Genomic DNA, 23,992 nt, shown 5'->3' on the forward strand with positions numbered 1-23,992 from the left:
TACGGATTAGAACGAGTAGATGAACTGCGTCGCGAGCAGGTCGTTGGACTTGCCGTACGAGCCGTCGTTCTTCAGGAACACCTGTTTGTTGGCCCAGTCGTGACGATATTCGACCTTCACCGTGATCTGCTGAGTCGGATAGAACAACAGGTCGAGCGAAACGTCCTGACGGGTGGCGCCCTTGCACTCGAAGCCGAGACCGCCGTTCGCCTGCGAATTGGCGAGGCAGTCCGCGCCGATGCCGAAGCCGTTCGCCGTGTCCATACCGCGCGAATTCAACGCGATGCCACCGCCGCCGCCGCCATTCTTGCTGTCGACGAGCAGGTCGTAGCGCACCGTCGCGCCCATGCGGCCCACCACCGGCAGATTGAACTTGCGGTGCGCGAGCAGCGACAGGCCGTACCACTGCGCTTGGCCGCCGTTGAACGCGGCGTTCTGCGCCTGGCCGTAGTCGATCTCGGCGTTGTACTGCACGTCGGCGAGCGTGTAGGCCAGGTCGGCTTCGGTGAAGAAGAACGTACTGCCCGCGCCCGGCGCATTGCCGCCTACGCCGTAGGTGACCGCGCCGGTAGTCGCGTTGGTCGCGCTCGGCAGCGTCTGACGCCCGATGTTGAACGAACCGCCGATATCGAGTGCGCTCGACCACGTATAGTCCGTACGCGCCGTGAAGGTCGGGATCTTGTTGCTCGTCGTGATCGGATCGCCCAGCGAGTTGGTGCCGATCTGCGTCGTCGCGCCATACGTGCGGTACTGCTCGTTGCCGAGGAAGAACTTCCACGCCCAGTTGCCCGAGGTGTAATTCGCACCGATACCGACATAGCTGCCCGGATCGGAGAAGTCATACAGCAGGTTGTGGGTCAGCGTCAGCATCTGGTTCGATTGCTGCACTTCGTAACCGCCGAAGCTCGGAATCAAACCGGCGACGAGTGTCGTCGTCGACGTCAACGGCACATTGACCACCGCCGTATTCAGGATGTTGTTGCCGATATTGCCGTGTTCGTTCGTCAGCAGCGTAATACCGTTGCCGCGGTTCGGCATCAAGGTGATCTCGGCCGACGGCGCCATCGGGCCGACACCGAAGGTCTTCTTGATATCGAGGTACAGATCGCCGAACGTACTGTTGAAGTAGTTGTAGGCGCTCTCGTGGTTCGCGAACAGGAACGACGAGCTGCTCTGCGCGCGGTTATAAATGTAAGTCGGGTCGATATAGCCCGTTATCGACAGACCCGCGATCGGACCTGTATTGGCCGCGTCCACCAGCGAGTCGACCTTCAACTGCTGATTGGCGATCTGCTGCTTCATCGACGTGACTTCGTCGTTGGTCAGCGTCGCGCGGGCGCTGCCGTACTCAGGCGACGAGATGTCGACCGGCGCGGCTGCCGTTGCCGGGGCAGGGGCAGCTGTCGCCGCCGCTGCCGCCTTCGGTTTGCTGGCGACTTCTGCCCGGAGCTGCTTCACCTCCTTTTGCAGCGCGTTGAGCTGGGCCTGTAGCGCCTTGATCTGGTCGCTGGTGGCATCTGCCATGGCAAAGCCCGGCAAACTCCCCGCCACCAACAGACAGATGAGCTTCTTTCTCATGCAAATTCTCCTTATTGGTCGTATTGCAAAGGACTTCTTATGCGCGTGCCGTATCGAGCGATTGTCGTGCGGTGGCTTGTTGTGGTGCGGCAGGCAACGGGTCGGCGGCTTCGGCGAGCGCGAAAGCCATCTGCATGTCGCGGTTACGCTTGCGTTCGCGCAGCTGCATCCAGCGGTTGACCGCGATCACGCCGATCGTCACCGTGGTGATGAAAATCGTTGCAAGCGCGTTCATTTCCGGATTCAGACCGAGGCGCACCCGCGAAAACACGACGAGCGGCAGCGTGGTCGAGCCCGGACCGGACAAAAAGGCCGACAGCACGAGGTCGTCGAAAGAGAGCGTGAACGACAGCAGCCAGCCGGACATCAGCGCCTGCGAGATCAGCGGCAGCGTGATCAGGAAGAACACCTTGAAGGGCGTGGCGCCGAGATCGAGCGCGGCTTCTTCGAGCGACTTGTTGAGCTCTTTCACCCGCGATTGCACGATGATCGCAACGTAGGACACGCACAGCATCACGTGACCGATCCAGATCGTGAAGAGGCCACGCCCCTTCGGCCAACCCAGCATCTGTTCGAGCGCGACGAACAGCAACAGCAGCGAGATGCCCTGGATCACTTCGGGAATCACGAGCGGCGCGTTGATCATCCCGGCAAACAGCGTGAAGCCGCGAAAGCGTCCGAAGCGGGCGAGCACGAAACCGGCCCACGTACCGATCACCACCGACGCACAGGCGGTCAGCAGGCCGATCTTCAACGAGAGCCACGCAGCGTTCAGCAGTTCCCCGTCCTGCAACAGCGCCCCGTACCATTTGAGCGAGAATCCGGACCAGACTGTGACGAGCTTCGACTCGTTGAACGAATACACCACCAGGCTGATGATCGGGATGTACAGAAACAGGAAGCCAAAAGTCAGCACACCCGTGGAAAGCGTTCTATTTGGCTTGATCATTTCGTGCCCTCCAGTTCCTTGACCTGGTAGTACTGGAACACGGCCATCGGCACGAGCAGCAGCAGAACCATCGCGACGGTGACGGCGGATGCCATCGGCCAGTCCATATCGTTGAAGAATTCATCCCACATCACACGGCCGATCATCAACGTATCGGCGCCGCCGAGCAGTTCAGGAATCACGTACTCGCCGACTGCCGGAATGAACACCAGCAGGCTGCCGGCGATGATGCCGTTCTTCGACAGCGGCAACGTGATGCGCGTGAACGCGGTCCACGGTTTGCAGCCGAGGTCATAAGCGGCTTCGAGTAGCGTCAGATCCCTCTTCACCAGGTGCGCATACAACGGCATCACCATGAACGGAAGATACGAATAAACCATGCCGATATACACGCCAATATCAGTGTGGTAAAGGCGCAACGGCGAATGAATCATGCCGATCGCCATCAGCGTGTGATTGAGCAGGCCGTCGTCCTTCAGAATGCCGATCCATGCGTAGACGCGAATCAGGAACGATGTCCAGAACGGCAGCATCACGCCCATCATCAGCAGGTTGCGTTTGGTCGGCTCCGAGCGGGCGATGTAGTACGCAATCGGATAGCCGATCAACAGGCAGAAGAAGGTCGAAATCCCGGCCATCTTCAGCGAGCTGATATACGTCGCGACGTACAGATCGTCCTGCAGCAGGAAGGCGTAGTGGCTAAGCTGCATCGCGAAGTGCACCATGCCGTCCTTGACCGTCACGAGGTCCGTGTACGGCGGAATGCCCAGGCGCAGATCGGCGAAGCTGATCTTCAGCACCAGCACGAACGGCAACGCGAAGAACACCGTGAGCCAGAGGAACGGCACGCCGATCACGGTCGAGCGGCCCGACGGCACCAGCATCGAAAGGCGGTTTTTCAGCGCGCCGAGCAAGCGGCTGCCGGACGGCGCACCGAGCGCCGCGGGGGAGGTGGGGGCGGGATTTCTCATTGCGTCAGCACCACACCGCTTGCCGGCGACCAGTGGACGAACACGTCGTCGTTATAGGAAGGCGCACCTTCGCTCATCAGGTGCGAGCTGGAGAGATTCGACACCACGGTCTTGCCGCTCGGCAGGCGCACGTGATACAGCGAATAGCTGCCCATGTACGCGACATCCGAGACCACACCGCGCGCCCAGTTGTGCGGCGTGCCCGGCTTCTCAAGCGACACCTTCACGCGTTCCGGACGCACCGAGATGCCGACCGGCATGCCGAGCGGACCGGTAATGCCGTGGCTCACATACATGCGCGTTTCGAGGTCTTCGCTTTCGACGAAGATATGGTCCGGTTCGTCTTCGACCACCGTGCCTTCGAACAGGTTGGTCGAACCGATGAACTCCGCCGAGAAGCGGCTGTTCGGGAATTCGTAGACCTGGCTCGGCGAGCCGATCTGCACGATGCGGCCTTCGCTCATCACCGCGAGGCGGCCGGCCATCGTCATCGCTTCTTCCTGATCGTGCGTGACCATCACGCAGGTGACATCGACCTTTTCGATAATGTTGACGAGTTCGAGCTGGGTCTTCTGGCGGATCTTCTTGTCGAGTGCCGACATCGGCTCGTCGAGCAGCAGCAGCTTGGGGCGCTTGACGAGCGAGCGGGCGAGCGCGACGCGCTGTTGCTGGCCGCCCGAGAGCTGATGGGGCTTGCGCTGCGCGTATTTGCTCATCTGCACGAGATTGAGCGCGTCGGCGACGCGTTCCTTGATCTCGTTCTTCGGCGTGCCTTCCTGCTTGAGGCCGAAGGCGATATTCGCTTCGACGCTCATATGCGGGAAGAGGGCGTACGACTGAAACATCATGTTGACCGGCCGTTTGTACGGCGGCATTGCCGCGAGATCTTCGCCATCGACGAAGATACGGCCGGAGGTCACCGACTCCAGCCCTGCGAGCATGCGCAGTAGCGTGGACTTGCCGCAGCCGGAACTGCCGAGCAGCGCGAACAGTTCGTTCTTCGCGATGCTCAGATTGACGTTGTCGACAGCGGTACTGTCGCCGAATTTCTTCACGACGTTTTCGATGCGGACAAACTCATCCGATTTCGATTTCGTCGTCGGAGCGGGGCGGGCCATCTGAGTGGCGCCGGCTGCGCTATTTAAGGTCGTCGAGTTCATGATGTAACCATTCCTTGCGGATCGCGGGCGCAAGTGTCTCCATACGGGGCGCTGGAAGCGGCTCGCAAGATACGCTGCGATCTGAAAACATGGGACTGCGCGCAGGTGGGACCCTGAAAGCGCGCAGGCTGACTACCGTTACTGCAATTCATGCGCTCAGGGTTCGAGCGATCCCTGAGCGCGGGATCAATGCTTCGTCTGATTGGCCAGAATCAATGGCCGGTTTTGAGCTGCGCCCAAAGACGGTTTTCGAGGCGCAGGATGTCGGTCGGCATGGGCTTCATCAGCGTCATCTTGCCCAACACTTCGTCGCCCGGATAAACGGTCTTGTCTTCCGCGACAGCCGGCGTCACGAACTGGCGCGCGGCCTTGTTCGCGGTCGGGTAGAACACTTCGTTAGTAATCGCGGCGTTGACCTTCGGGTCTGAAATGTAATTGATCCACTTCAACGCGGCTTCAGGATGCGGGGCGTCTTTCGGAATCACCATTACGTCGAACCACAGCAGGCCGCCTTCCTTCGCGTTCGAGAATTTGATCTGATACGAGCGCTTGGCTTCCGCACTGCGGCGGCTCGCAATGCCGACGTCGCCGGACCAGCCGAGCGCGACGCAGATGTCATTGTTCGCGAGATCGTTGATGTAGCCCGACGAGTTGAATTGGGTAATGTATGGGCGGACTTTCTTCAGCACTTCGAAGGCGGCCTGATAGTCGGCGGGGTTCGTGCTGTTCGGGTCCTTGTGCATGTATTGCAGCGTGGCGGCGAACACGTCGACGGCCTGGTCGAGGAACGACACGCCGCAGCTCTTCAGCTTCGACAGATTGGCCGGATCCAGCACGAGGGCCCAGCTATCCACCGGCGCGTTGTCGCCGAGCGCCTTCTTGACGGCCTGTACGTTGTAGCCGATACCGTCGGTACCGTAGGCCCAGGGCACACCGTACTGGTTGCCCGGATCGGCGTCGGCGATCATCTTCATCAGTACGGGGTCGAGATTGACGAGATTCGGCAGCTTCGATTTGTCGAGCTTCTGGTACACGCCGGCCTGGATCTGCTTGGCCATATAGTTCGACGTCGGCACCACGATGTCGTAGCCGGAACTGCCGGCGAGCAGTTTGGCCTGCAACGTGTCGTCGCTATCGTAGTTGTCGTATTTGACGTGAATACCGGCTTGCTTCTCGAAGTTCGGAATCGTGTCCTTCGCAATGTAGTCCGACCAGTTGTACACGTTCAGTTCCGTATCGGCCGCAAGGGCCGGCGTGACCGACAGCGCCGCAAAACCCGTGAAGGCGAGAAGCGCGGCCCCCGCGACCGCATGACGAAGATGACTAACGCTCATGGTTTTTTCCCTTGATGTGAAGAACCGGCATGAGCATGGATCGTGGGTACGCCCATGCCGGAACGAACTGCCGTTACGAAATTCCGAGTTGTTGTGCCGTTGCATCGATGGCTTTTTTGGCCTTCGAAACGATTTCATCGATTTCCAGCTTCGTGATCACGAGCGGCGGCGACAGCAGCATCCGGTCGCCGGTGGCGCGCATGATCAGGTTGCCGTTGAAGCAGAAGTCGCGGCAGATCGTGCCGACGTCGCCGCCATTGGCGAAACGCTTGCGCGTTTTCGGATCTTCCGCCAGTTGCACGCCCGCCACCAGCCCCACGCCGGAAATCTCGCCGACGATCGGATGGTTAGCGAAGGTTTCTCGCAACTGCTTCTGGAAGTACGGACCCGTATCGGTCTTGACGCGCTCGACGATCTTCTCGTCGCGCAGCACCTTCAGGTTGGCGAGCGCGACCGCGGCGGCCACCGGATGCCCCGAGTAGGTGAGACCGTGATTGAAGTCGCCGTTCTCGATGATCGCTTTCGCGACGCGATCATGCAGACCGACCGCGCCCATCGGGATATAGCCGCTCGTCAGGCCTTTGGCCAGCGTGATCAGATCCGGTTCGAAGCCGAAGTGTTGATGCGCGAACCATTCGCCGGTCCGGCCGAAGCCGCCGATCACTTCGTCGGCGACCAGCAGAATGTCGTACTTGCGGCAAATGCGCTGAATTTCCGGCCAATACGTCGAGGCCGGGAAGATCACGCCGCCGGCTCCCTGGAAAGGCTCACCGATGAACGCGGCCACGTTGTCCGCGCCGATTTCGAGAATCCTGGCTTCCAGTTGCTGGGCACGCGCGAGAGCGAATTCTTCCGGCGTCAGATTGCCTTGCGCTTCACCGAAGAAATACGGCTGGTCGATGTGCACGATGTTCTCGACCTTCGATGGCATCTGTTCATGCATGTAGCCCATGCCGCCCAGCGTGCCGCCCGCGATCGTCGAGCCGTGATAGCCGTTCTTGCGCGAGATCACGAACTTTTTCGAATGCTTGCCTTGCGTCGCCCAGTATTGATGGACGATGCGCAGCACGGTGTCGTTGCCTTCTGAACCGCTGTTGCAATAGAAGAAGTGATTGAACGGCTCGGGCGCCAGTTCTGCGAGCAACGCCGACAGTTCGATCACCGGCGGATGCGTCGTCTTGAAGAAGGTGTTGTAGTAGGGCAGTTCCTGCATCTGCCGGTACGCTGCGTCGGCCAGTTCCTTGCGGCCGTAACCCACATTGACGCACCACAGGCCGGCCATGCCGTCGATCACCTTGTTGCCTTCCGAGTCCCACAGGTAGACACCCTGGGCTTTGACGATCACGCGGCTGCCGCTGCGATTCAACGATCCCATGTCCGAAAACGGATGGATGTGATGCGCGGCGTCGAGTGCGCGGTATTCGGCGGTGCTGCGTTGCTGCTGTGCGGCCTGTGCGCTGGCGGCGGGCTGCGCCGGCTGCACGTATGCGACTTCTTCTGTCCTATAGCTCATACTGCCTCCAATAGTTCTGCGTTTGCGTTGACGTCCCTGACGGTCTCAGACCCGGCCTTGGACCGGGCCTTAAAGCCGGCCTTAGACGTGCAGCAGCAAATGCCGGCGTTCCCACGAACTGATCACGCGGAAGAACGCTTCGTATTCGGTTTCTTTCAGTGCGAGGTAGGCTTTGACGAATTTCTCGCCGAGCACTTCGGCGATCGGTTCGCATGCGCCCATCAGCGTCAGGCCCTCTTCGAGATTGCGCGGCAGCTGGTACGGCAGCTCATAACCGTCGCTGAGCAGCGGCTCGGTGGCTTCGAGGTTCTGTGTCATGCCCAGGTAGCCGGCGGCCAGCGTCGCGGCGATCGCCAGATACGGATTGCAGTCCACACCCGGAATGCGGTTTTCGATACGGCGCGCGGCCGGCCCCGAATGCGGAATCCGGAAGCCCACGGTGCGGTTGTCGTAACCCCAAGCCACATTGATCGGCGCGGCCATGAAGCGCGACAGGCGGCGATACGAGTTGATGTACGGCGCGAAGATCGGCATCAGCGCGGGCGTGTATTTCTGCAAGCCCGCGATATAGCCGGTAAACAACGAGGTGGGCTTGCCGTCCTGACCGGTGAACAGGTTGTGGCCGGTTTCTTCGTCCACGAGGCTCTGGTGCATGTGCATCGCCGAACCCGGTTCGCCTTCCATCGGCTTGGCCATGAAGGTCGCATACATCTTGTGACGCAGCGCGGCTTCGCGCACCGTGCGCTTGAACAGGAACACGCTGTCGGCGAGCTTCAGCGGGTCGCCGTGCATGAAGTTGATTTCCATCTGCGCGGCGCCGACTTCGTGAATTAGCGTATCGACTTCCAGTTCCTGCACTTCGCAGTATTCATAGATGTCTTCGAACAGCGGATCGAATTCGTTGACGGCTTCGATCGAATACGCCTGGCGTCCGGTTTCCGGACGGCCGGTGCGGCCGATCGGCGGTTGCAGCGGCAGGTCCGGGTCCTTGTTCATGTCGACCAGGTAGAACTCCAGTTCGGGCGCGATCACGGGCTTCCAGCCCTTGGCCCTATAGAGTTCGAGCACGCGGCGCAACACACGGCGCGGCGAGATCGCAACGGGCGTGCCGTCGAAGTGAACGCAATCGTGGATCACCTGGGCGGTCGGGTCGACGGCCCACGGAATCATACGGATGGTGCTTGCGTCGGGAACGCAGACCATGTCCGGGTCGGTGACGCCCGTGAGCGTGCCGTCTTCCGGATAATCCCCTGTGACGGTCTGGATCATCACCGCCTGCGGCAAGCGCATGGATTCGCCCGATTCGAACTTGCTGCGCGGAATGATCTTGCCGCGTGCGATTCCAGCCATATCCGGAATGATTGCTTCGATCTCGGTGACGCGGTTCTTTTTCAGAAAATCGTCGATGTCATGCATGATTGTTCTCTCAGTTTAGTGCGCCACCGGCTCAGGCATGCGTGGCAGCGGCGGATGCCGCGCCATAGCCGGCCTTGGTGCGCATTCGATCGCGGCAGGCGTCGCCGAACGCGCGAAAGATCGCGGTGGACAGCGCGTCGTTCGCGTGCTTCCACTCCGGGTGCCACTGCACACCCAGGGCGAAGGCGCGCGCGTCTTTCACGCTCACCGCTTCGATCAATCCGTCCGGCGCGGTGGCTTCGGCCACGAGGCCCTCGCCTAACCGCTCGACGCCCTGGCCGTGCAATGAATTCACACGCGCTTCATCCACTCCGCCTGCAAGACGCTGCAACAAGCCGCCTTGCGTAAGCGTGAGCGAATGCGACGGTGCGTATTGCACGTCGAGGTCGTCTTCCTTGTTCTCGCGGTGGTCGTTGAAGCCCTCCACCGCGTGAACGCTTTGATGCAACGTCCCGCCGAAAACCACGTTCATTTCCTGGAAGCCGCGGCATACCGCCAGCACCGGCACGCCGGCCTCGATCGCCGCGCGCAGCAGCGGCAGCGTCGTCGCATCACGGGCGGCGTCGTGCAGCGTGCCCGGCGCGCTGGGGTGGCCGCCGTAGCGATGCGGCTCGACATTCGAATAGCTGCCGGTAAACAGCAGGCCATCGACAGTGGCCAGCACGTCCGCGGTGGACTGTCGCTCGCCGAGCGCCGGCAACAACATTGCCAGTGCCTGTGAGCCGTCAACGATCGCGGCGATGTACTTCTCGCCGACCACATGCGACGGGTGGACTCCCATCATCGTTCTGTCAGCGCTGATGCCGACCAGAGGTTTGGTTCGCATAACGAATAGACGTGTGTGTCCCCCAAGAGGACTTCCTTCGGGGCGTTCACCGCGGGACGCGGCATGAACAACGTTAAACCCGGCGCGGCACAGTTCCGCAGCCGGGCGTAAGGCGCCAGGCCGCCGGGTAGTGCAGGCGGTCGTCGTCGACGAAACGCGCCGCGCGTGGCAATCAGACAGGCCGTTCGATTCGATCCACTGCGGTGCGCAAGCAATCTGATCCGCATGAAGCGCGCAGGCGGCAGACGGCACCGCATACGCACGAACGCCTGGCTCAATAGAGCGCGCTCACGCAAACGGACGAATCGAACGGCGAAAAGAAGGGAGGCGCTACGGCAGCAGCGAGGCGACTTCGTCCGTGCGCACAGCAATGAAGGCGCGCGCGGAGATGGAGTTGTGGCGTCGGACTGAACGGCGGGACAGGATCGTGAAGACGGACAGAAAGCGGCGGAACGCAAGGCTGCCGTTGCTGCCGTCGGCGATGGCGCCGTCAGCGCGAAGACATCTCGCCTGACTACGATTCCATCTCACCAAAGGGCCTCGGACTCTCACGATTACACTCGACTAGCGACGTTGAAAGTATTGAACGCTTGCTCGAAAAACGTACAGGGCGTTTAAAGAAGCATGACGCTGGGATGATCGCCGAAACCGTAGCGAAGCGGGTTCGCTGCATCACAAAAGACATTTTGGTGCTTCGTGACGTCGGCATGACGATCGCCTGAGAACCATCGTATACGAGCCAATAATGCCGTCAAATCATTTTTATAAAAGATTTATAAGGGCTTTCCCGAGGGCATGGCTAGAATCCCACCGGGTGGGAACGTTCGTTGCGCCAATCATATTTCGGAATGCTTTCAGGGTTTTCCCCAGCGGCGCAACGATTAAAGTGATTAGAATATTCAACACTCGCGCACAGCGCACTGTTCTGGTCCACGCGCCTCGATCATCTTCATATGTCAGAGAATTCAGCGATGTCCATAGAAGTAGCCACCCGCCTGCAGTACATCCGTAAGAAGAATGGTCTGTCGCAGCGTGAACTGGCCAAGCGGGCGGGTGTGACCAACGGCACGATCTCGTTGATCGAGCAGAACCGCGTGAGCCCGTCGGTCGGCTCGCTGAAGAAATTGCTCGAATGCATACCGATGAGTCTCGCCGAGTTCTTTACCTTCGAAGTCGAAGTGGAGCGCTCGGTGGTGTCGCGCCGCGCGGACATGCCGAACCTCGGCAACGAATCGATCGAGTTCTATCTGGCGGGCTCGAGCGTGAAAGACCGCAACATGGGCATTCTGCGCGAGGTCTACCAGCCCCTGTCGGATACGGGGCCGGAAATGCTGGAACACGCGGGGCACGAGGGCGGCGTGGTGGTCAGCGGTCAGATCGAATTGACCGTGGACGGCACCACGTGGCTGCTCGATCCCGGCGACAGCTACTACTTCGAAAGCCGCTTACCGCATCGTTTTCGCAATCCCAGCGCGGAGCATCTCTGCGAGATCGTGTCGGCCAATTCGCCGCCAACGTTCTAAAGACTCCGCGCCAACGCGCTGCGACGCAGTTCAATGCCGCATGCGGTTGATGCTGCATGAAGTCGATGCCGAGATGCGTCGAGCGCACAACATTGAGGCATCCTGATGGACAAGAAAACTCTCTCCTTCTGGCAAGACAAGGCCGCTGCGCTTTCAATCGAAGGCCGTGCGTTTATCGACGGTGAGTACCGCGCTGCCGAGGGCGGCCGCACGTTCGACTGCCTGAGCCCGATCGACGGCAAGTTGCTCGCCAAGGTCGCCGATAGCGGCGCGGCCGATGTCGACGCCGCGGTGGCGGCCGCCCGCCGCGCGTTCGATTCGGGCGTATGGTCAGGCCTGAATCCACGCAAGCGCAAGGCGATCCTGCTGCGCTGGGCGGCGTCGATCCGTGAACATCTCGACGAACTGTCGCTGCTGGAAACGTTGGACGCAGGCAAACCGATCGCCGACACGACCACGGTGGACGTGCCGGGCGCGGCTTATTGCGTGGAATGGTTCGCCGAGGCGATCGACAAGGTCGGCGGCGAAGTGGCGCCCGCAGATCATCACCTGGTGGGACTCGTCACACGCGAGCCGATCGGCGTGGTCGCCGCGGTGGTGCCGTGGAATTTCCCGATTTTGATGGCGTCGTGGAAATTCGGTCCGGCACTGGCCGCGGGCAACAGCGTGGTGCTCAAGCCTTCGGAGAAATCGCCGCTCACCGCGATCCGCCTCGCGCAACTCGCTTTGGACGCAGGTATTCCCGCTGGCGTGTTCAACGTCGTGCCGGGCGCGGGCGAGCCGGGCAAGCTGCTGGCGCTGCATCAGGAGGTGGATTGTCTCGCCTTCACCGGTTCGACCAACGTCGGCAAGCTGATCATGCAGTACGCCGGGCAATCGAACCTGAAGCGCGTGTGGCTCGAACTCGGCGGCAAGTCGCCGAACATCGTGATGCCGGATTGCCCCGATCTCGACCGCGCGGCGAATGCGGCGGCCGGCGCGATCTTCTACAACATGGGCGAAATGTGCACGGCGGGTTCGCGCCTGCTCGTGCATAAAGACATCAAGGACCTGTTCCTCGATAAGCTGATCGCGGCGGCCCGCAGCTACACGCCGGGCAATCCGCTGGATCCGCAAACCTCGATGGGCGCGATTGTCGATAACGTGCAACTCGAGCGCGTGCTGGGCTACATCGAAGCGGGCCGCGCCGAAGCGAAACTGCTGCTCGGCGGCTCGCGCGTGAAACAGGAAACCGGCGGCTTCTATATCGAGCCGACCATCTTCGAGATTCCGGCGTCCGGCGCGAAGGTCGCACGCGAGGAAATCTTCGGGCCGGTGTTGTCGGTGATTACGTTCGATACGGTTGAGGAAGCGATCAGGATTGCCAATGACAGCGAGTACGGTCTCGCCGCCGCGGTCTGGACCTCGAACCTGACCACCGCGCACGAGGTGTCGCGCAAGTTGCGCGCGGGCACGGTCTGGGTCAATTGCTACGACGAAGGCGGGGACATGAACTTCCCATTCGGCGGCTACAAGCAATCGGGCAACGGCCGCGACAAGTCGTTGCACGCGTTGGAGAAGTACACCGAGCTGAAGTCCACGCTGGTGCGGCTGCGCTAAAGGATTCGCAAGCCAGCGCGGCGGCGCGCGTATAAGGCGCCGCCGCGTTCCCAATGAATCCGAAGCCGGACGCCGCATGCATCACCTGGAAGCCCCGCGTGTGGCGCCGGCATGTCTATCAGGTATCAGGTCATCCATGACTGAACTCGTTTACGGCGACGGCGCGATCCGTCGTTCGTCGCTCTATGGCTCGTCGATCGAAAACACCTATGCGGGTGTGTTGTCGTTCATGCGACGCAAGTACACCCGTGAACTCGACGGCGTCGATGTCGTGGTCTCCGGCGTGCCGCTCGATCTGGCCACCACGTTCCGCTCGGGCGCGCGTCTCGGCCCGGCAGCGGTGCGCGCGGCCAGCGTGCAGTTGTCGGAGTTGCATCCCTATCCGTGGGGCTTCAATCCGTTCGACGATCTCGCCGTGACCGACTACGGCGACTGCTGGTTCGACGCGCACAATCCGCTGACGATCAAGGAATCGATCGTCGGGCATGCGCGCACGATCCTGCGCTCGGACGCGAAGATGCTGACCCTCGGCGGCGATCACTACATCACCTATCCGCTGCTGATCGCGCATGCGGAGAAGTACGGCAAGCCGCTCTCGCTGATCCATTTCGATGCGCACTGCGACACGTGGGCGGATGACAGTCCGGACAGCCTGAATCACGGCTCGATGTTCTACAAGGCGGTGAAGGATGGCTTGATCGATCCGAAGACCTCGGTGCAGATCGGCATTCGCACGTGGAACGACGACTTCATGGGCATCAATATCCTCGACGCCGCGTGGGTCCACGAGCACGGCGCACGTGCCGCGGTGGAGCGGATCACGTCGATTGTCGGCGAGCGGCCCGCGTATCTGACCTTCGATATCGATTGCCTCGATCCCGCGTTCGCGCCGGGCACGGGCACGCCGGTGGCGGGCGGTTTGTCATCGGCGCAGGGGCTCGCGATCGTGCGCGGGCTGGGCGCGTTGAATCTGGTGGGCGCGGATGTCGTCGAGGTGGCGCCCTCGTATGACCAGAGCGAGATCACCGCGATAGCCGCCGCGCATATCGCGTGCGATCTGCTGTGTCTGTGGCGGCAGCGGAAGGTTGCTGAGCGCTAGGCACTTTCTGTCGGCTTGATGCAGAACCGGCTCAGCCCATCGACTGCGATCGATCGGGCTGACGCCGGCCTTCGCGCAAGCCGAGCGTGTAGGCGGCGAGCGCACCGCTCATGATCGCCAACTGCCACAGCAGCATGTCGCTGCCCCGTGCTTTCATCGCGAAGCCCGCGACGAGCGGCCCCACGATCGAACTCGCGGTGAAGGTGAGCGACACCAGCCGCATATTGCGTGTGAGCGCGGCTTTGTCGCTGCATGCCGCCGCGTACATGCCGAGCGTGATGAACGAGCTGTTCATGCCGCCGAGCAGCAGCGCGCTTGCCGCGGCGAGCCACGACGCAGGCGCCGCAACCGCGAAACCGCAGATCGCCACCGTGCCGAGCGCGGCGCAGACGATCACGGCGGCCGCCAAACCCGCGCGATCGGCGAACCAGCCGACCGGAAGTTGCAAGGCCATCCCGCCGACGCCGAACAGCGTGAGCAGTGTTGCCGTTTGCGTGGCGGTGAGACCGTGCGCGTCGGCGAATAGTGGAAAGAGACCGTAGAGCGCGCCGTCGCCGATGCCGCCGGCGGCGACGACCACCATGCCGAGGCTCACCAATGCGCCGATCGGCTCGCTGCGTTTGACGGTGCGTTTGACTTTATTCGGGCGCACAGGCCGTGCTGCTTCGACAGGAGGCCTGTCCGATGTGGTTAGCCACAGCGGAAGCGCCGCGGCGAACGTGAAGGCCGCACCGGCCGCGAACGTGATCCGCCCATCGACCGCGCACCACACCGCCAGTGCCGGGCCGATCACGCCGGCGGTGGCGATCAGCGCTTCGTGCACGCCGACCACACGCCCACTCGATTCAGCGGGGACGAGGCGATAGAGCCATGTTTCGTTGGCGATCCAGCGCAGGCCGATGCCGAGGCCGGTCAACATACCGGGCACGAGCCACAGCGGCCACCACAGCGCGCTCATCGTGGCGAACGCAGCGAGCGTGGCGGCAAGACCGAGCGACACCGTGCGCTTCGCGCCGATGCGCGCTACCAGCCACGGCGCGATTAGCAGGCCGGCCAGCATGCCGGTCCATTGCGCGGCCGAAAACAGACCCGCGCGCGGTGCGTCCAGGCCGCGATGGGCCAGCCACACAGGCAGCACCATAAAACCGATGCCGAACTGGCCGACCTGCGACAGCGCCGACACGCCGGTCAGTGCGGCGATCGCGTGCCAGCGCACCGGCGCGGCGGCAGTCATGTGCTGCTCCGCGCGGGCATTGGCAGACCCTGTTCACTGCATTCGACCGGGCAGCCGGCCTTCAGGCAGGGACCGTCGTCGCAAAGGCGGCACAGTTGCATTGCGTGCGCCGGATCGCGGGTTTCGTTCCAGAGGATCTTGATCAGCAGGTTTTCGAGCACCTCGCGCTCGTTATCGTCGAGCCGGCCGACGATGCGTTGCAGCATGCGATCGCGTGCCGCTTGCAGGCGTTTGGTTTCGCGCTTGCCGGAAGCGGTCAAAGCCAGTGCGACTGAACGCTTGTCCGCGCCGGATTTCTTTTCGACGAGACCGGCCTCGACCAGGCCCGCGACGGCGCGCACCGCGGCCGGGTGTGAGAGGTCGACTGCTTCGCGCAGTATTTCAATGGACGAGTTCGGGTATTGACCGATCGCATTGAGAATGGCGCGGGCGGTGGGGCCCGCGAGCGCGTCGACCGAAGTTTGTGAGTTCATTTCGTCTGTGACCAGCAGGGCTAATACGCCGAGTAGGTTTTCTGTGCGTTGGGTCATGGGAGCACCCTTGATGTGTGCAATGTGCATATATGTATGCTGCACATGTTTGGTGGGGAGTGCAAGTGGTTTTTTTGCCTTTTGCGGGGGCATTGGTTGTGTGCCTATGGCGTTGGCCTTTCCTTGATTTCTTAGTGGTTTATTAGCGTCGCCCCTGTGCGGGGCAGGCACTTACTTTCTTTGCCGCCGCAAAGAAAGTAAGCAAAGAAAGCGGCTTCACACCGCTAATTCTTAAGCGGGTCCCCTGGCTTGGAGGAGGTAGTGGAGCATCTGGAATCGGTGTCATCGCGCATTCCGCGCTGGTGACAAGGCAGTCATACTTCCGGCGGCGCTGCGCGCGCCGTAGCGGTACTTCTCAAAACCGATAGCGGATATACGCTTCCGGCATCATTCCTCCCACTCCGCACTACGTGCGTCGCGGACGGGTCTGCATGGGAAACCCTGGCTTCGTTTGTACGCATTGGGAGCCATCGGCTTCGCCTCGGCGAAGTACGCGAATGTGCGAGCACGGGCCATCACGCAAAGAGAAGAGCCGGTACAGCAGAGAGGATTGGCAATGCAACGACGATCCAACGCGCCGGACGAAACGCGAGCACCGCGGCGAGGCATGGGGGGCGCGAGGGTGCGCCACCGCGCCGCGCAAAACGTTGACGCGAAACTGGCAGGCGGTTTAATGAAGTACCGCCACGGCGCGCGCAGCGCCGCCGGAAGTATGACTGCCTTGTCACAAACGCTGAATGTGCGAGAACACCGATTCCAGATGCTCCACTGCCTCCTCCAAGCCAGGGGACCCGCTTAAGAATTGGCGGTGTGAAGCCGCTTTCTTTGCTTACTTTCTTTGCGGCGGCAAAGAAAGTAAGTGCCTGCCCCGCACAGGGGCGACGCTAATAGACCAATAACAAATCAAGGAAAGGCCAACGCCGCAGGCACACAGCAAGGAAAGGCCAACGCCGCAGGCAAACAGCAAGGAAAGGCCACCGCCGTAGGCACACCAAACGCGCCTTAACACTTACACATCATCGGCCGGATCATACGGCACCACTTGCTCATGTTCGTCAGGATGATTCCTCGCGACAATAGCTCTAGCAGCCGTGGTCTCATTCAGATTAAACGGCTGATGCGGCACGCCAGGCGGAATGAACAGGAAGTCGCCCGCATCGGTGATGACGGACTCGCGCAGGCCCGGGCCATAGCGGGTTTCGATGCAGCCCTCGAGCACGTAAATCGCGGTTTCATAATCGGCGTGCAGATGAGGCTCGGCGTGCCCGCCCGGCGGGACTACGACCATGTACATCGACAAACCTGTCGCACCAGCCGTACTCGCGGAAATCCCGACGAAGTAGGGCAGCCGCTGACGCGTCGCCATTTCCCGGTCAGGGCGCACCTTGATAATGGGCGCTCGCGCGTCGTGTGAAACATCTGACATATTCGCTCCTGCTCAATCCGGACAAGGCGCCGTCGCTCTCATGCGCTGTGTTCAAGCGCTCATGAGTTCAAAGTCTAGGCGATGCACGCGTACATATCAGGTTTTGTCGGCGAGCGCGAAGGGCCGCCCGGTTATTGCACTTAGCGGCCCGCAGCGCGCGCAGCCGTCCCTGCGCCTAGCCGGTCCTTATCCCCAAGGAGCGCGGCGCGCAATCTCGGCACTGCGAAGTCGATGAAACTGCGCGTTTTCAGCGGTAACGGCCCTTGCCCCGCGTGCATCAAGCTAACCGGTATCGGTTCGGGTTCGAATTCCCGCAGCACCAGTTGCAGCTTTCCTTCCTCTACGGCACGCGCAGCCTGATAGGACAGCACGTGCGTGAGCCCTACGCCTGCGATGGCTGCGTCGATAGCGGCTTCCGCGGTATTGACAGACAGGCGTGGCCGGATCGGCACGGACTGCTCCAACCGCGCGCCGCGCGCAGCGAAAGTCCAGATCGCCCCGGACGGCAGTGCATCGAAGTTCACGCAGGCGAAACGGGCAAGGTCGGCAGGAGTCTTCGGTCTGCCGCTTCCCGCAAGGAAATGCGGACTGCCGCAGACCACCCGGCACACAGTGCCGACCTGAGTAGCGACCATGCTGCTGTCGGGCAGCCTGCCAATGCGCAAGGCCACGTCGATATGCTCGTCGAGCAGATGCAGCGTGCGGTCCGCCAGCACCAGCCGCACCGCGATTTCCGGAAACGTCGCGAGGAAGTCGTTGACGATGGGCAGTAGATGCAGACGCCCGAACACCATCGGTGCAGTGACGACAAGATCGCCGCGCGGCGTGCTGTATTCGCCCGATGCCGCGCTTTCGGCATCGGTCACCTGTTCGAGGATCAGCTTGCAGGCGGCAAGGTAGGCGACGCCCGCGTCGGTCAACGTCAGCCGGCGCGTGGAGCGCACCAGCAGCCTCGCATTCAGATGGACTTCGAGTTCCGCAACCTTGCGGCTGACTGTGGGCAACGGCGTGCCGAGCTTGCGGCTGGCAGCGGAAAAACTGCCGGTTTCCGCCGCTGCCACGAAGATTGACATTGCCTCCAGGCGATCCATAGAGCCTCTCGATCCGCGAGATTTGATCTGCCGAAAATACAGGATTGTCAGTGCTTCTGGAAGGGCTGGCCCGGTCCCCACACGGGGGCAGGCGTTGCATGCGCCGCTAGCGCGGGAGCATGGCGCCGCACGCCGACGAGCCTGGCGGCACGATTGCTACAATCGTCGTGCATTTGCATACTTGCATATACAAAGGAGACACGCCATGGCAAACCTTCAGCCGATCAGCCGCTATCCCGTGCCGGAGCCGGGCGAATGGCCCGACGACATCCGGGCTCGCATCCTCGAAGTGCAGGAGAAAGCCGGTTTTGTCCCGAACGTGTTCTTGACGCTGGCGCATCGCCCGGACGAATTTCGCGCGTTTTTTGCGTATCACGACGCGCTGATGCTCAAAGAGGGGGGACTCACCAAAGGCGAGCGCGAAATGATCGTCGTCGCCACGAGCGCGGTGAATGATTGCCTGTACTGCGTGGTCGCGCACGGCGCGATTCTGCGCATTTATGAAAAGGCGCCGCTGCTCGCGGATCAGGTGGCCGTGAATCATCGCAAGGCGGATATCACCGCGCGTCAGAAGGCCATGCTCGACTTCGCGCTGAAGGTCTGCCGCGAGTCCGGCACGGTCGGCGATGCAGACTTTCAGACGCTCCGCGAGCACGACTTTTCGGACGAAGACATCTGGGATATCGCGGCGATTACCGCGTTTTTCGGCCTGTCGAACCGGATGGCAAATGTCATCTCAATGCGTCCGAACGACGAGTTCTATCTGATGGGACGCGTGCCGAAAGCATCCGCCGAGACAGCGCAAAAATAGCAGCGGCGCTTGCTTCGGATTTCAGATCGAGCCGGCACAACGCGTAGACTGTGCTCGGGTTCGCGCCGTGGTGCGCTTATACGCTTGCTGGTCTGGACCGCAGGGTCGGCGAGCTCACCGCGGTGTCGTCGATCGGGAAGTGCAGCATCGCCGCTACGAGTCCGGCCACGACCGTGGCCTCCCACAACAGCGAATACGAGCCGGTCAGATCGAACACCAGACCGCCTAGCCACGCGCCAAGAAACGAGCCGATCTGATGGCTCAGAAAGCAGACGCCGAACAGGCTCCCGAGGTGGCGCGTGCCGAAGACCTTCGCCACGAGTCCGCTCGTCAACGGCACGGTCCCGAGCCACGTCAAACCCATGACGGCCGCAAAAATCGCCACCGAAGCGGATGTTTTCGGCAGCAGAAAGAACGCGCCGATCGTCACGCTTCTAATGAGGTAAAGCCATCCGAGCACATGATGTTGGCGGAAACGTCCGCCCAACCAGCCGCATCCCCAACTGCCCGCCATGTTGAACAGGCCGATCAGCGCGAGCGCCGTCGCTCCCAGCCCGATAGGCATGTGGCAGAGCGACAGATACTCCGGCAAATGCGTGGCGATGAAGGCGAGCTGAAATCCGCAGGTGAAAAAGCCGAGCGTCAGAAGCCGGTATCCGCGATGCCGGCAGGCCTGAGCCAGTACCTTGCGCAGCGGCATGGCGGGCGGCTCCTGCGCCGGCATACCGTTGCTCGCGCGGCGGTCGAGAACCATGCCGAACGGCGCGACCACCAGCATCAGGAACGCCAGCACGAAGAGCGAAGTAGACACGCCGGAACTGAGTCGAACGCTTTGCACGAGTGGAACCATCAAGATCTGACCGGCCGAGCCGCCGGCGCTGACGAGACCCATCGCCATGCTGCGTTTTTCCGGCGACGCGATGCGGCCGACAGCCGGCAACACCACGCCGAAAGTCGTGCAACTTACGCCGATGCCGACCAAGAGGCCCATGCCGACAATCAGCATCGCGCCCGACGGCGCCACCGCCGCGAGTCCTAGGCCGGCAGCGAAGGTGGTTGCGCCGAACGCAACGACCGGCGCCGAACCGTAACGGTCCGCAGCGGCGCCCGCGAACGGTTGGGCGAAACCCCACACCAGATTGTGTAGCGCGATCGCAAAAGCGATCAGTGTGACCGGCAGGCCGCGGTCGAACGAGAACGGCCCGATGAAGAGGCCAAAGGTCTGCCGGATGCCCATTGCAGCGCTCAAAATAAGCGCGCCGGCGACGATCACGAGCGTCGTCTGGTTGAGGGTTGGGATGAAGCGTCTGCTATTTGTGGTCGACATGGTTCTGATCTCCTTCGACACCATGGTCGCAGCGAGCGTCAGAAGCGGCAAAAGAAAAGATTTTGACGACAGGTGAGCGGTGCTCACCTGTCCTGGCCGAGCGGGCTGGTTTAGTTGTTGGCGCTGCGCGGTCCTGCATCGGTGACGGCAGGCGAATGGTCGAAGTGCTCCGCCTCCGTGAGCAGCCACCGTTTGAAGTCGAAGAGTTCCGGGCGATGATCTGCACTCTCCGAACTCACGAGCCAATAGGCGGTGGTGGAACCTATCGTCTGTGGACTGGCTTCGACTAATGCGTGGCTGGCAAGATCGCGGTCGACCAGCGGCCGTCTGCCGAGCGCGACACCCAATCCCATCGCCGCGGCTTCGAAAGCCAGTTGGATCGTGTCGACGCGCAAGCCATCGGACAGATCGATTCCGTTCGTGTCGGTCGAGCCTGTCGTGTCGGTGGTGCCAGTGGCGCCGGTGGCTTCGAACCAGGCTTGCCAGTCTTCGCTCGCCGCGTTCACATGAATGAGCGTCGCGCGACGCAGATCGACGTTGCCCTGCTCGTCGAGCAGGCTCTCGCGGTAAGCGGGGCTGCACACCGGCACCAGCCGTTCGCCGAACAGCCGTGTCCACGCAGTGCCCGCGACCGGAGCCCGGCTCATGCGGATGGCGAAATCGAAACCGTCGACGGGAAAGCCCACCTGGCGATGCGACGTATCGACGGTGACGTTCGCATTCGGCCAGCGCGCTCGAAAACCCTGCAAGCGCGGCAGCAGCCAGCGCGACGCCAGCGTCGGCGCGCAACTGAGCGCGATCGTGCGATTCGGCCGGTTATTCGGCAGACGCTGCGTGCCGATGGCGATCAGCGAAAACGCTTCGGAAACGTAAGACAGGTAGTCGGCGCCCGCTGGCGTGAGCGACAGTCCGCGCGGCTCGCGCACGAACAGCTCGACGCCGAGCGCCTGCTCGAGTCCGACGATTCCTGACTGATAGCGCTGGGCGTCACGTTCAATTCCGCCGCGGCGAGCTTGAAGCTCTGATGCCGCCCGGCCGCCTCGAAGAAGCGAAGCGCGGGCAGGGGGGAAGACGAAGCGGCATGGCACATTCCCAAGGGCGGCGCGGCGGGCGCCGTGACGGTGTTATAGCGCGCCGGCGCGCGCATGCTTTTCAGCAAAGCATACCTTGCAATCAGGTGCCGGTTCTCGTCCGCGTTGGGCATGGACACTGCCGCGCCGGATTTGCGTTCCGCAGCGGCCGCAATAATTTCGCCGAAGTTGTCGATTTGCCGAGGCGCCGTTCGTCGTCGCTATATGGCGGCGAAAATGCGTGGGAGCGGCAATGCACTTGCCGATCGCTCGGCCTCGCATCGCGCCCTTTATCCTTTTTCTGCAAGAGGAGATCGCTGATGACTGACGCAAGCGCATCCGCACAAACGCTGAAGCCGGCCAGGCTGCTGGCCGAATTGCCCCGCCGGTTTCCGGGGGAGAGCGCCGAATATCGTAGCGCGCGCAACGACCTGCTGGCCGAAGAAATCGAGTTGCGGCGCCACATCGAACGAGTGGCCGCGCAGCGCCGTGCGTTGCCGCCCGGCGGCGTCGTGCCGCAAGATTACCGTTTCGAAGGTGAAGAGGGCACGGTGACGCTGTCGGAAATGTTCGGCGCACACGATACCCTCGTCACCTACAACTGGATGTTCGGCCCGAAGCGCGCACGGCCCTGTCCGATGTGCACCTCGTTGCTGAGCGCGTACGACGGCGAAATGCTCGACATCCTGCAACGCGTGGCGTTTGCGGTGATCGGCCGCTCGCCGATCGAAAAGCTGGTCGCGTTCAAAAAGGAGCGAGGCTGGCGGCATCTGCGCTTGTATTCGTCGGGTGGCAACAGCTTCAACCGCGACTACGCCGCCGAAGATCCCGATGGCGACGACTACGCCGCTTTCAACGTTTTTACTCGCTCGGGCGGGACGGTGCGGCACTTCTGGGCTGAAGAGATGGGGCCGTCGATAGCGGACCCCGGTCAGGACCCGCGTGGCGCACCCGACCCGATGCCGATATGGACGGTGCTCGACATGACGCCCGGCGGCCGCGGCAGCAACTGGTATCCGAAACTGGAGTACGGCAGCGCGCCGTGACGCGCTTTGCAGCGCCGGGCTAACCCGGCTTTGGTTTGCGGCCACGTCCGGCGCACGCGGCCATCGCTTCGCGCACCGCGTCGCGGAGACGGGAGGAGAGGGGAATTTTGAAAACACAAAGGATAACTGAGTGCTGAAATGGAGGCGGTATCCGGCTAACCGAACTCTTCGCATCCTCGCGACGTTTGCGCTGCACACGCAGCTTCATGAATCGGTGGCCCGGATGTCACCTTGAGCTTGTTCGAGCGGATTTGAACGCGTTTTGAACAGACGGTAAATACGTCCTGCGAGCGGTCTGTGGCGAGTCATTTCTTCCGCGGGAGAGTGTGCTACGTTGCACAGTTCAGGAGCGTACGCGCTGCATGGCTGCTGCCCTTTGCGTCCGGGTGCGGCGTATCCCGTAGGACAATCGATCAGCAACGATCTTTCGCGTTAGAGCGTCGGACACGACAGCACGCGCTGCGGTGCGAGCGTCGTTCTAGGTTCGCCGCTTTTGGCCGGCGCACCCTGAGTGGGTGTGGAGATCAAACGGACGCTGTTCAAACCGGCATCCGCCAGCACATATTTTTCCGGGCTATTTTCGGGCTGCCAGTACGCGTGATACGTGCCGCCATCGACGAAGAGCAGCAGCTTGCCATGCACTGTTTTTGTGCCGCTGACGAGGTCGACCGGTTCGCCGTCGCGCAACCGGAAGCTCTGGGAAGGGGCTGAATTTGCCGTTCCGACCAGCGTGGCGCACGCGGTGTCGTCGGTCGCCGCGAACGTGCAAAACGACGCGGCGAGCAGAGCCGATGTTGCAATATGGCGAAATTTCATCGTTTTGTAACTCACCGATCTTTAATTTCCGCATGCGGCGCCAACGGCGAATGCCGAATATTTGCGATCCACCTTAACATAGGCGGAAAAGCCCGCCAGCGGTGGCCTGCCCACGCTAAAGCACTGAAATTGCAACGGATTGTGATGCGCGGCGGCGCGTTGTAAGGCGGCAAGAGGCCGTAAGCTCGCGATTCTTATGGCGCTTTGCGATAAAAAAACGTCAAATTGGCGCTGGGCGCCTGATACAAGGCTTACACCCAAGGTTTGCGCGAATACGCGCCTATGCGTTAGTGTGTCGGTCCCGGCGCGACAGATGTGGCGCCGGTTCCATGATTACCATACGGGAAGTGCTATGAACAAACAGGAACTGATTGATGCAGTCGCCGCAGCGACGGGCGAAAGCAAAGCGGCCACCGGCCAAACCATCGACGCGATCGTCGACGCGGTAACCGCAGCAGTGGTGGGCGGCGAGACGGTGCAACTGGTCGGTTTCGGTTCTTTCTCGACTGGCGCGCGCGCTGCACGCGTGGGCCGCAATCCGTCGACGGGTGCCGAGATCCAGATCGCCGCAGCCAAGACGGTGAAGTTCACCGCCGGCAAGGCGTTCAAGGAAGCCGTCAACGCGTCGTAATGCAACGCGCCTCGCGCCGGCGCATCGCCTCCCGCCACTGAA

General features: G+C 61.9%; 21 protein-coding genes and 1 pseudogene. 6 read left to right on the forward strand and 16 right to left on the reverse strand.

The genetic code is table 11. The features are described 5' to 3' along the window. Positions 1 to 6: 6 nt before the first annotated feature. The 9 genes from WN982_RS28345 to WN982_RS28385 all read right to left on the reverse strand — a co-directional run bounded on the left by WN982_RS28345 (position 7) and on the right by WN982_RS28385 (position 10,299). Entirely contained in the window at positions 7 to 1,578 is a 1,572-nt protein-coding gene (locus WN982_RS28345) for a DUF3138 family protein (protein ID WP_341318893.1), read from the reverse strand. Positions 1,579 to 1,615: 37 nt separating this feature from the next. After that, positions 1,616 to 2,527 carry an ABC transporter permease subunit gene (locus tag WN982_RS28350; RefSeq protein ID WP_341318894.1) on the reverse strand — a complete coding sequence of 304 codons (912 nt, stop codon included), beginning with the start codon at positions 2,525 to 2,527 and terminating at the stop codon, positions 1,616 to 1,618. Further along, entirely contained in the window at positions 2,524 to 3,498 is a 975-nt protein-coding gene (locus WN982_RS28355; protein ID WP_341318895.1) for an ABC transporter permease subunit, read from the reverse strand. Before WN982_RS28355 ends, WN982_RS28350 begins: the two co-directional genes overlap by 4 nt. Further along, complete coding sequence (gene potA / locus WN982_RS28360) at positions 3,495 to 4,616, reverse strand: polyamine ABC transporter ATP-binding protein (protein WP_341319449.1); 1,122 nt, start codon at positions 4,614 to 4,616, stop codon at positions 3,495 to 3,497. The genes WN982_RS28355 and potA overlap by 4 nt, the downstream gene beginning before the upstream one ends. A 254-nt stretch (positions 4,617 to 4,870) precedes the next feature. After that, complete coding sequence (locus tag WN982_RS28365; protein ID WP_341318896.1) at positions 4,871 to 5,992, reverse strand: polyamine ABC transporter substrate-binding protein; 1,122 nt, start codon at positions 5,990 to 5,992, stop codon at positions 4,871 to 4,873. A gap of 73 nt (positions 5,993 to 6,065) precedes the next feature. After that, a complete protein-coding gene (locus tag WN982_RS28370) occupies positions 6,066 to 7,505 on the reverse strand; it encodes an aspartate aminotransferase family protein (protein ID WP_341318897.1) in 1,440 nt (479 codons plus the stop codon). Positions 7,506 to 7,586: 81 nt separating this feature from the next. Further along, positions 7,587 to 8,921 (reverse strand): glutamine synthetase family protein, encoded by a 1,335-nt coding sequence (locus WN982_RS28375; protein WP_341318898.1) that lies wholly within the window; start codon positions 8,919 to 8,921, stop codon positions 7,587 to 7,589. Positions 8,922 to 8,952: 31 nt separating this feature from the next. Continuing rightward, positions 8,953 to 9,747 (reverse strand): gamma-glutamyl-gamma-aminobutyrate hydrolase family protein, encoded by a 795-nt coding sequence (locus tag WN982_RS28380; protein WP_341318899.1) that lies wholly within the window; start codon positions 9,745 to 9,747, stop codon positions 8,953 to 8,955. A gap of 330 nt (positions 9,748 to 10,077) precedes the next feature. Then, positions 10,078 to 10,299, reverse strand: coding sequence for a hypothetical protein (locus tag WN982_RS28385; protein ID WP_341318900.1), 222 nt, complete (start codon positions 10,297 to 10,299; stop codon positions 10,078 to 10,080). A gap of 419 nt (positions 10,300 to 10,718) precedes the next feature. Between WN982_RS28385 and WN982_RS28390 the strand changes: the two genes are divergently transcribed. The 3 genes from WN982_RS28390 (at position 10,719) to speB (ending at position 13,968) form a co-directional block, all read left to right on the forward strand. Then, complete coding sequence (locus tag WN982_RS28390; protein WP_341318901.1) at positions 10,719 to 11,270, forward strand: cupin domain-containing protein; 552 nt, start codon at positions 10,719 to 10,721, stop codon at positions 11,268 to 11,270. A 105-nt stretch (positions 11,271 to 11,375) separates the two neighbouring features. Continuing rightward, positions 11,376 to 12,869: an aldehyde dehydrogenase gene (locus WN982_RS28395; protein ID WP_341318902.1), complete on the forward strand. Its 1,494-nt coding sequence runs from the start codon at positions 11,376 to 11,378 to the stop codon at positions 12,867 to 12,869. Positions 12,870 to 13,005: 136 nt separating this feature from the next. Further along, positions 13,006 to 13,968: an agmatinase gene (gene speB / locus WN982_RS28400; RefSeq protein ID WP_341318903.1), complete on the forward strand. Its 963-nt coding sequence runs from the start codon at positions 13,006 to 13,008 to the stop codon at positions 13,966 to 13,968. A gap of 31 nt (positions 13,969 to 13,999) precedes the next feature. Here the strand turns inward: speB and WN982_RS28405 are convergent, their stop codons facing one another. The 4 genes from WN982_RS28405 to WN982_RS28420 form a co-directional block, all read right to left on the reverse strand. Next, positions 14,000 to 15,202 carry an MFS transporter gene (locus WN982_RS28405; protein WP_341318904.1) on the reverse strand — a complete coding sequence of 401 codons (1,203 nt, stop codon included), beginning with the start codon at positions 15,200 to 15,202 and terminating at the stop codon, positions 14,000 to 14,002. Then, complete coding sequence (locus WN982_RS28410) at positions 15,199 to 15,903, reverse strand: MarR family winged helix-turn-helix transcriptional regulator (RefSeq protein WP_341318905.1); 705 nt, start codon at positions 15,901 to 15,903, stop codon at positions 15,199 to 15,201. Before WN982_RS28410 ends, WN982_RS28405 begins: the two co-directional genes overlap by 4 nt. 838 nt (positions 15,904 to 16,741) lie before the next feature. Continuing rightward, positions 16,742 to 17,158, reverse strand: coding sequence for a cupin domain-containing protein (locus WN982_RS28415; protein ID WP_341318906.1), 417 nt, complete (start codon positions 17,156 to 17,158; stop codon positions 16,742 to 16,744). Positions 17,159 to 17,298: 140 nt separating this feature from the next. Then, entirely contained in the window at positions 17,299 to 18,249 is a 951-nt protein-coding gene (locus WN982_RS28420) for a LysR family transcriptional regulator (RefSeq protein WP_341318907.1), read from the reverse strand. A 205-nt stretch (positions 18,250 to 18,454) separates the two neighbouring features. On the opposite strand from WN982_RS28420, the gene WN982_RS28425 reads away from it, so the two are divergent. Further along, positions 18,455 to 19,060 carry a peroxidase-related enzyme gene (locus WN982_RS28425; RefSeq protein WP_341318908.1) on the forward strand — a complete coding sequence of 202 codons (606 nt, stop codon included), beginning with the start codon at positions 18,455 to 18,457 and terminating at the stop codon, positions 19,058 to 19,060. Between the two features lie 76 nt (positions 19,061 to 19,136). Here the strand turns inward: WN982_RS28425 and WN982_RS28430 are convergent, their stop codons facing one another. Together WN982_RS28430 and WN982_RS28435 are read right to left on the reverse strand one after the other, a co-directional pair. Further along, complete coding sequence (locus WN982_RS28430; RefSeq protein WP_341318909.1) at positions 19,137 to 20,387, reverse strand: MFS transporter; 1,251 nt, start codon at positions 20,385 to 20,387, stop codon at positions 19,137 to 19,139. Between the two features lie 110 nt (positions 20,388 to 20,497). Further along, a pseudogene (locus WN982_RS28435) lies at positions 20,498 to 21,470 on the reverse strand (LysR substrate-binding domain-containing protein). A gap of 307 nt (positions 21,471 to 21,777) precedes the next feature. Here WN982_RS28435 and WN982_RS28440 point away from each other — a divergent pair. After that, complete coding sequence (locus tag WN982_RS28440) at positions 21,778 to 22,503, forward strand: DUF899 family protein (protein ID WP_341318910.1); 726 nt, start codon at positions 21,778 to 21,780, stop codon at positions 22,501 to 22,503. A gap of 432 nt (positions 22,504 to 22,935) precedes the next feature. On the opposite strand, the gene WN982_RS28445 is transcribed toward WN982_RS28440, so the two are convergent. After that, positions 22,936 to 23,319, reverse strand: a complete 384-nt coding sequence (locus WN982_RS28445; RefSeq protein ID WP_341318911.1) for a hypothetical protein — start codon at positions 23,317 to 23,319, stop codon at positions 22,936 to 22,938. A gap of 352 nt (positions 23,320 to 23,671) precedes the next feature. On the opposite strand from WN982_RS28445, the gene WN982_RS28450 reads away from it, so the two are divergent. Further along, positions 23,672 to 23,950, forward strand: a complete 279-nt coding sequence (locus WN982_RS28450; protein ID WP_341318912.1) for an HU family DNA-binding protein — start codon at positions 23,672 to 23,674, stop codon at positions 23,948 to 23,950. The last annotated feature ends 42 nt before the right edge of the window (positions 23,951 to 23,992 follow it).

Origin of the sequence: Paraburkholderia sp. IMGN_8 (assembly GCF_038050405.1) — a bacterium.
Classification (GTDB): Bacteria; Pseudomonadota; Gammaproteobacteria; order Burkholderiales; family Burkholderiaceae; genus Paraburkholderia.

Bases quoted from the DNA above. Each gene is read 5' to 3' on its own strand.
- WN982_RS28345 (WP_341318893.1), bottom strand. From the start codon at position 1,578: ATGAGAAAGAAGCTCATCTGTCTGTTGGTGGCGGGGAGTTTGCCGGGC.
- WN982_RS28350 (WP_341318894.1), bottom strand. From the start codon at position 2,527: ATGATCAAGCCAAATAGAACGCTTTCCACGGGTGTGCTGACTTTTGGC.
- WN982_RS28355 (WP_341318895.1), bottom strand. From the start codon at position 3,498: ATGAGAAATCCCGCCCCCACCTCCCCCGCGGCGCTCGGTGCGCCGTCC.
- potA (WP_341319449.1), bottom strand. From the start codon at position 4,616: ATGGCCCGCCCCGCTCCGACGACGAAATCGAAATCGGATGAGTTTGTC.
- WN982_RS28365 (WP_341318896.1), bottom strand. From the start codon at position 5,992: ATGAGCGTTAGTCATCTTCGTCATGCGGTCGCGGGGGCCGCGCTTCTC.
- WN982_RS28370 (WP_341318897.1), bottom strand. From the start codon at position 7,505: ATGAGCTATAGGACAGAAGAAGTCGCATACGTGCAGCCGGCGCAGCCC.
- WN982_RS28375 (WP_341318898.1), bottom strand. From the start codon at position 8,921: ATGCATGACATCGACGATTTTCTGAAAAAGAACCGCGTCACCGAGATC.
- WN982_RS28380 (WP_341318899.1), bottom strand. From the start codon at position 9,747: ATGCGAACCAAACCTCTGGTCGGCATCAGCGCTGACAGAACGATGATG.
- WN982_RS28390 (WP_341318901.1), top strand. From the start codon at position 10,719: ATGTCCATAGAAGTAGCCACCCGCCTGCAGTACATCCGTAAGAAGAAT.
- WN982_RS28395 (WP_341318902.1), top strand. From the start codon at position 11,376: ATGGACAAGAAAACTCTCTCCTTCTGGCAAGACAAGGCCGCTGCGCTT.
- speB (WP_341318903.1), top strand. From the start codon at position 13,006: ATGACTGAACTCGTTTACGGCGACGGCGCGATCCGTCGTTCGTCGCTC.
- WN982_RS28405 (WP_341318904.1), bottom strand. From the start codon at position 15,202: ATGACTGCCGCCGCGCCGGTGCGCTGGCACGCGATCGCCGCACTGACC.
- WN982_RS28415 (WP_341318906.1), bottom strand. From the start codon at position 17,158: ATGTCAGATGTTTCACACGACGCGCGAGCGCCCATTATCAAGGTGCGC.
- WN982_RS28420 (WP_341318907.1), bottom strand. From the start codon at position 18,249: ATGGATCGCCTGGAGGCAATGTCAATCTTCGTGGCAGCGGCGGAAACC.
- WN982_RS28425 (WP_341318908.1), top strand. From the start codon at position 18,455: ATGGCAAACCTTCAGCCGATCAGCCGCTATCCCGTGCCGGAGCCGGGC.
- WN982_RS28430 (WP_341318909.1), bottom strand. From the start codon at position 20,387: ATGTCGACCACAAATAGCAGACGCTTCATCCCAACCCTCAACCAGACG.
- WN982_RS28440 (WP_341318910.1), top strand. From the start codon at position 21,778: ATGACTGACGCAAGCGCATCCGCACAAACGCTGAAGCCGGCCAGGCTG.
- WN982_RS28445 (WP_341318911.1), bottom strand. From the start codon at position 23,319: ATGAAATTTCGCCATATTGCAACATCGGCTCTGCTCGCCGCGTCGTTT.
- WN982_RS28450 (WP_341318912.1), top strand. From the start codon at position 23,672: ATGAACAAACAGGAACTGATTGATGCAGTCGCCGCAGCGACGGGCGAA.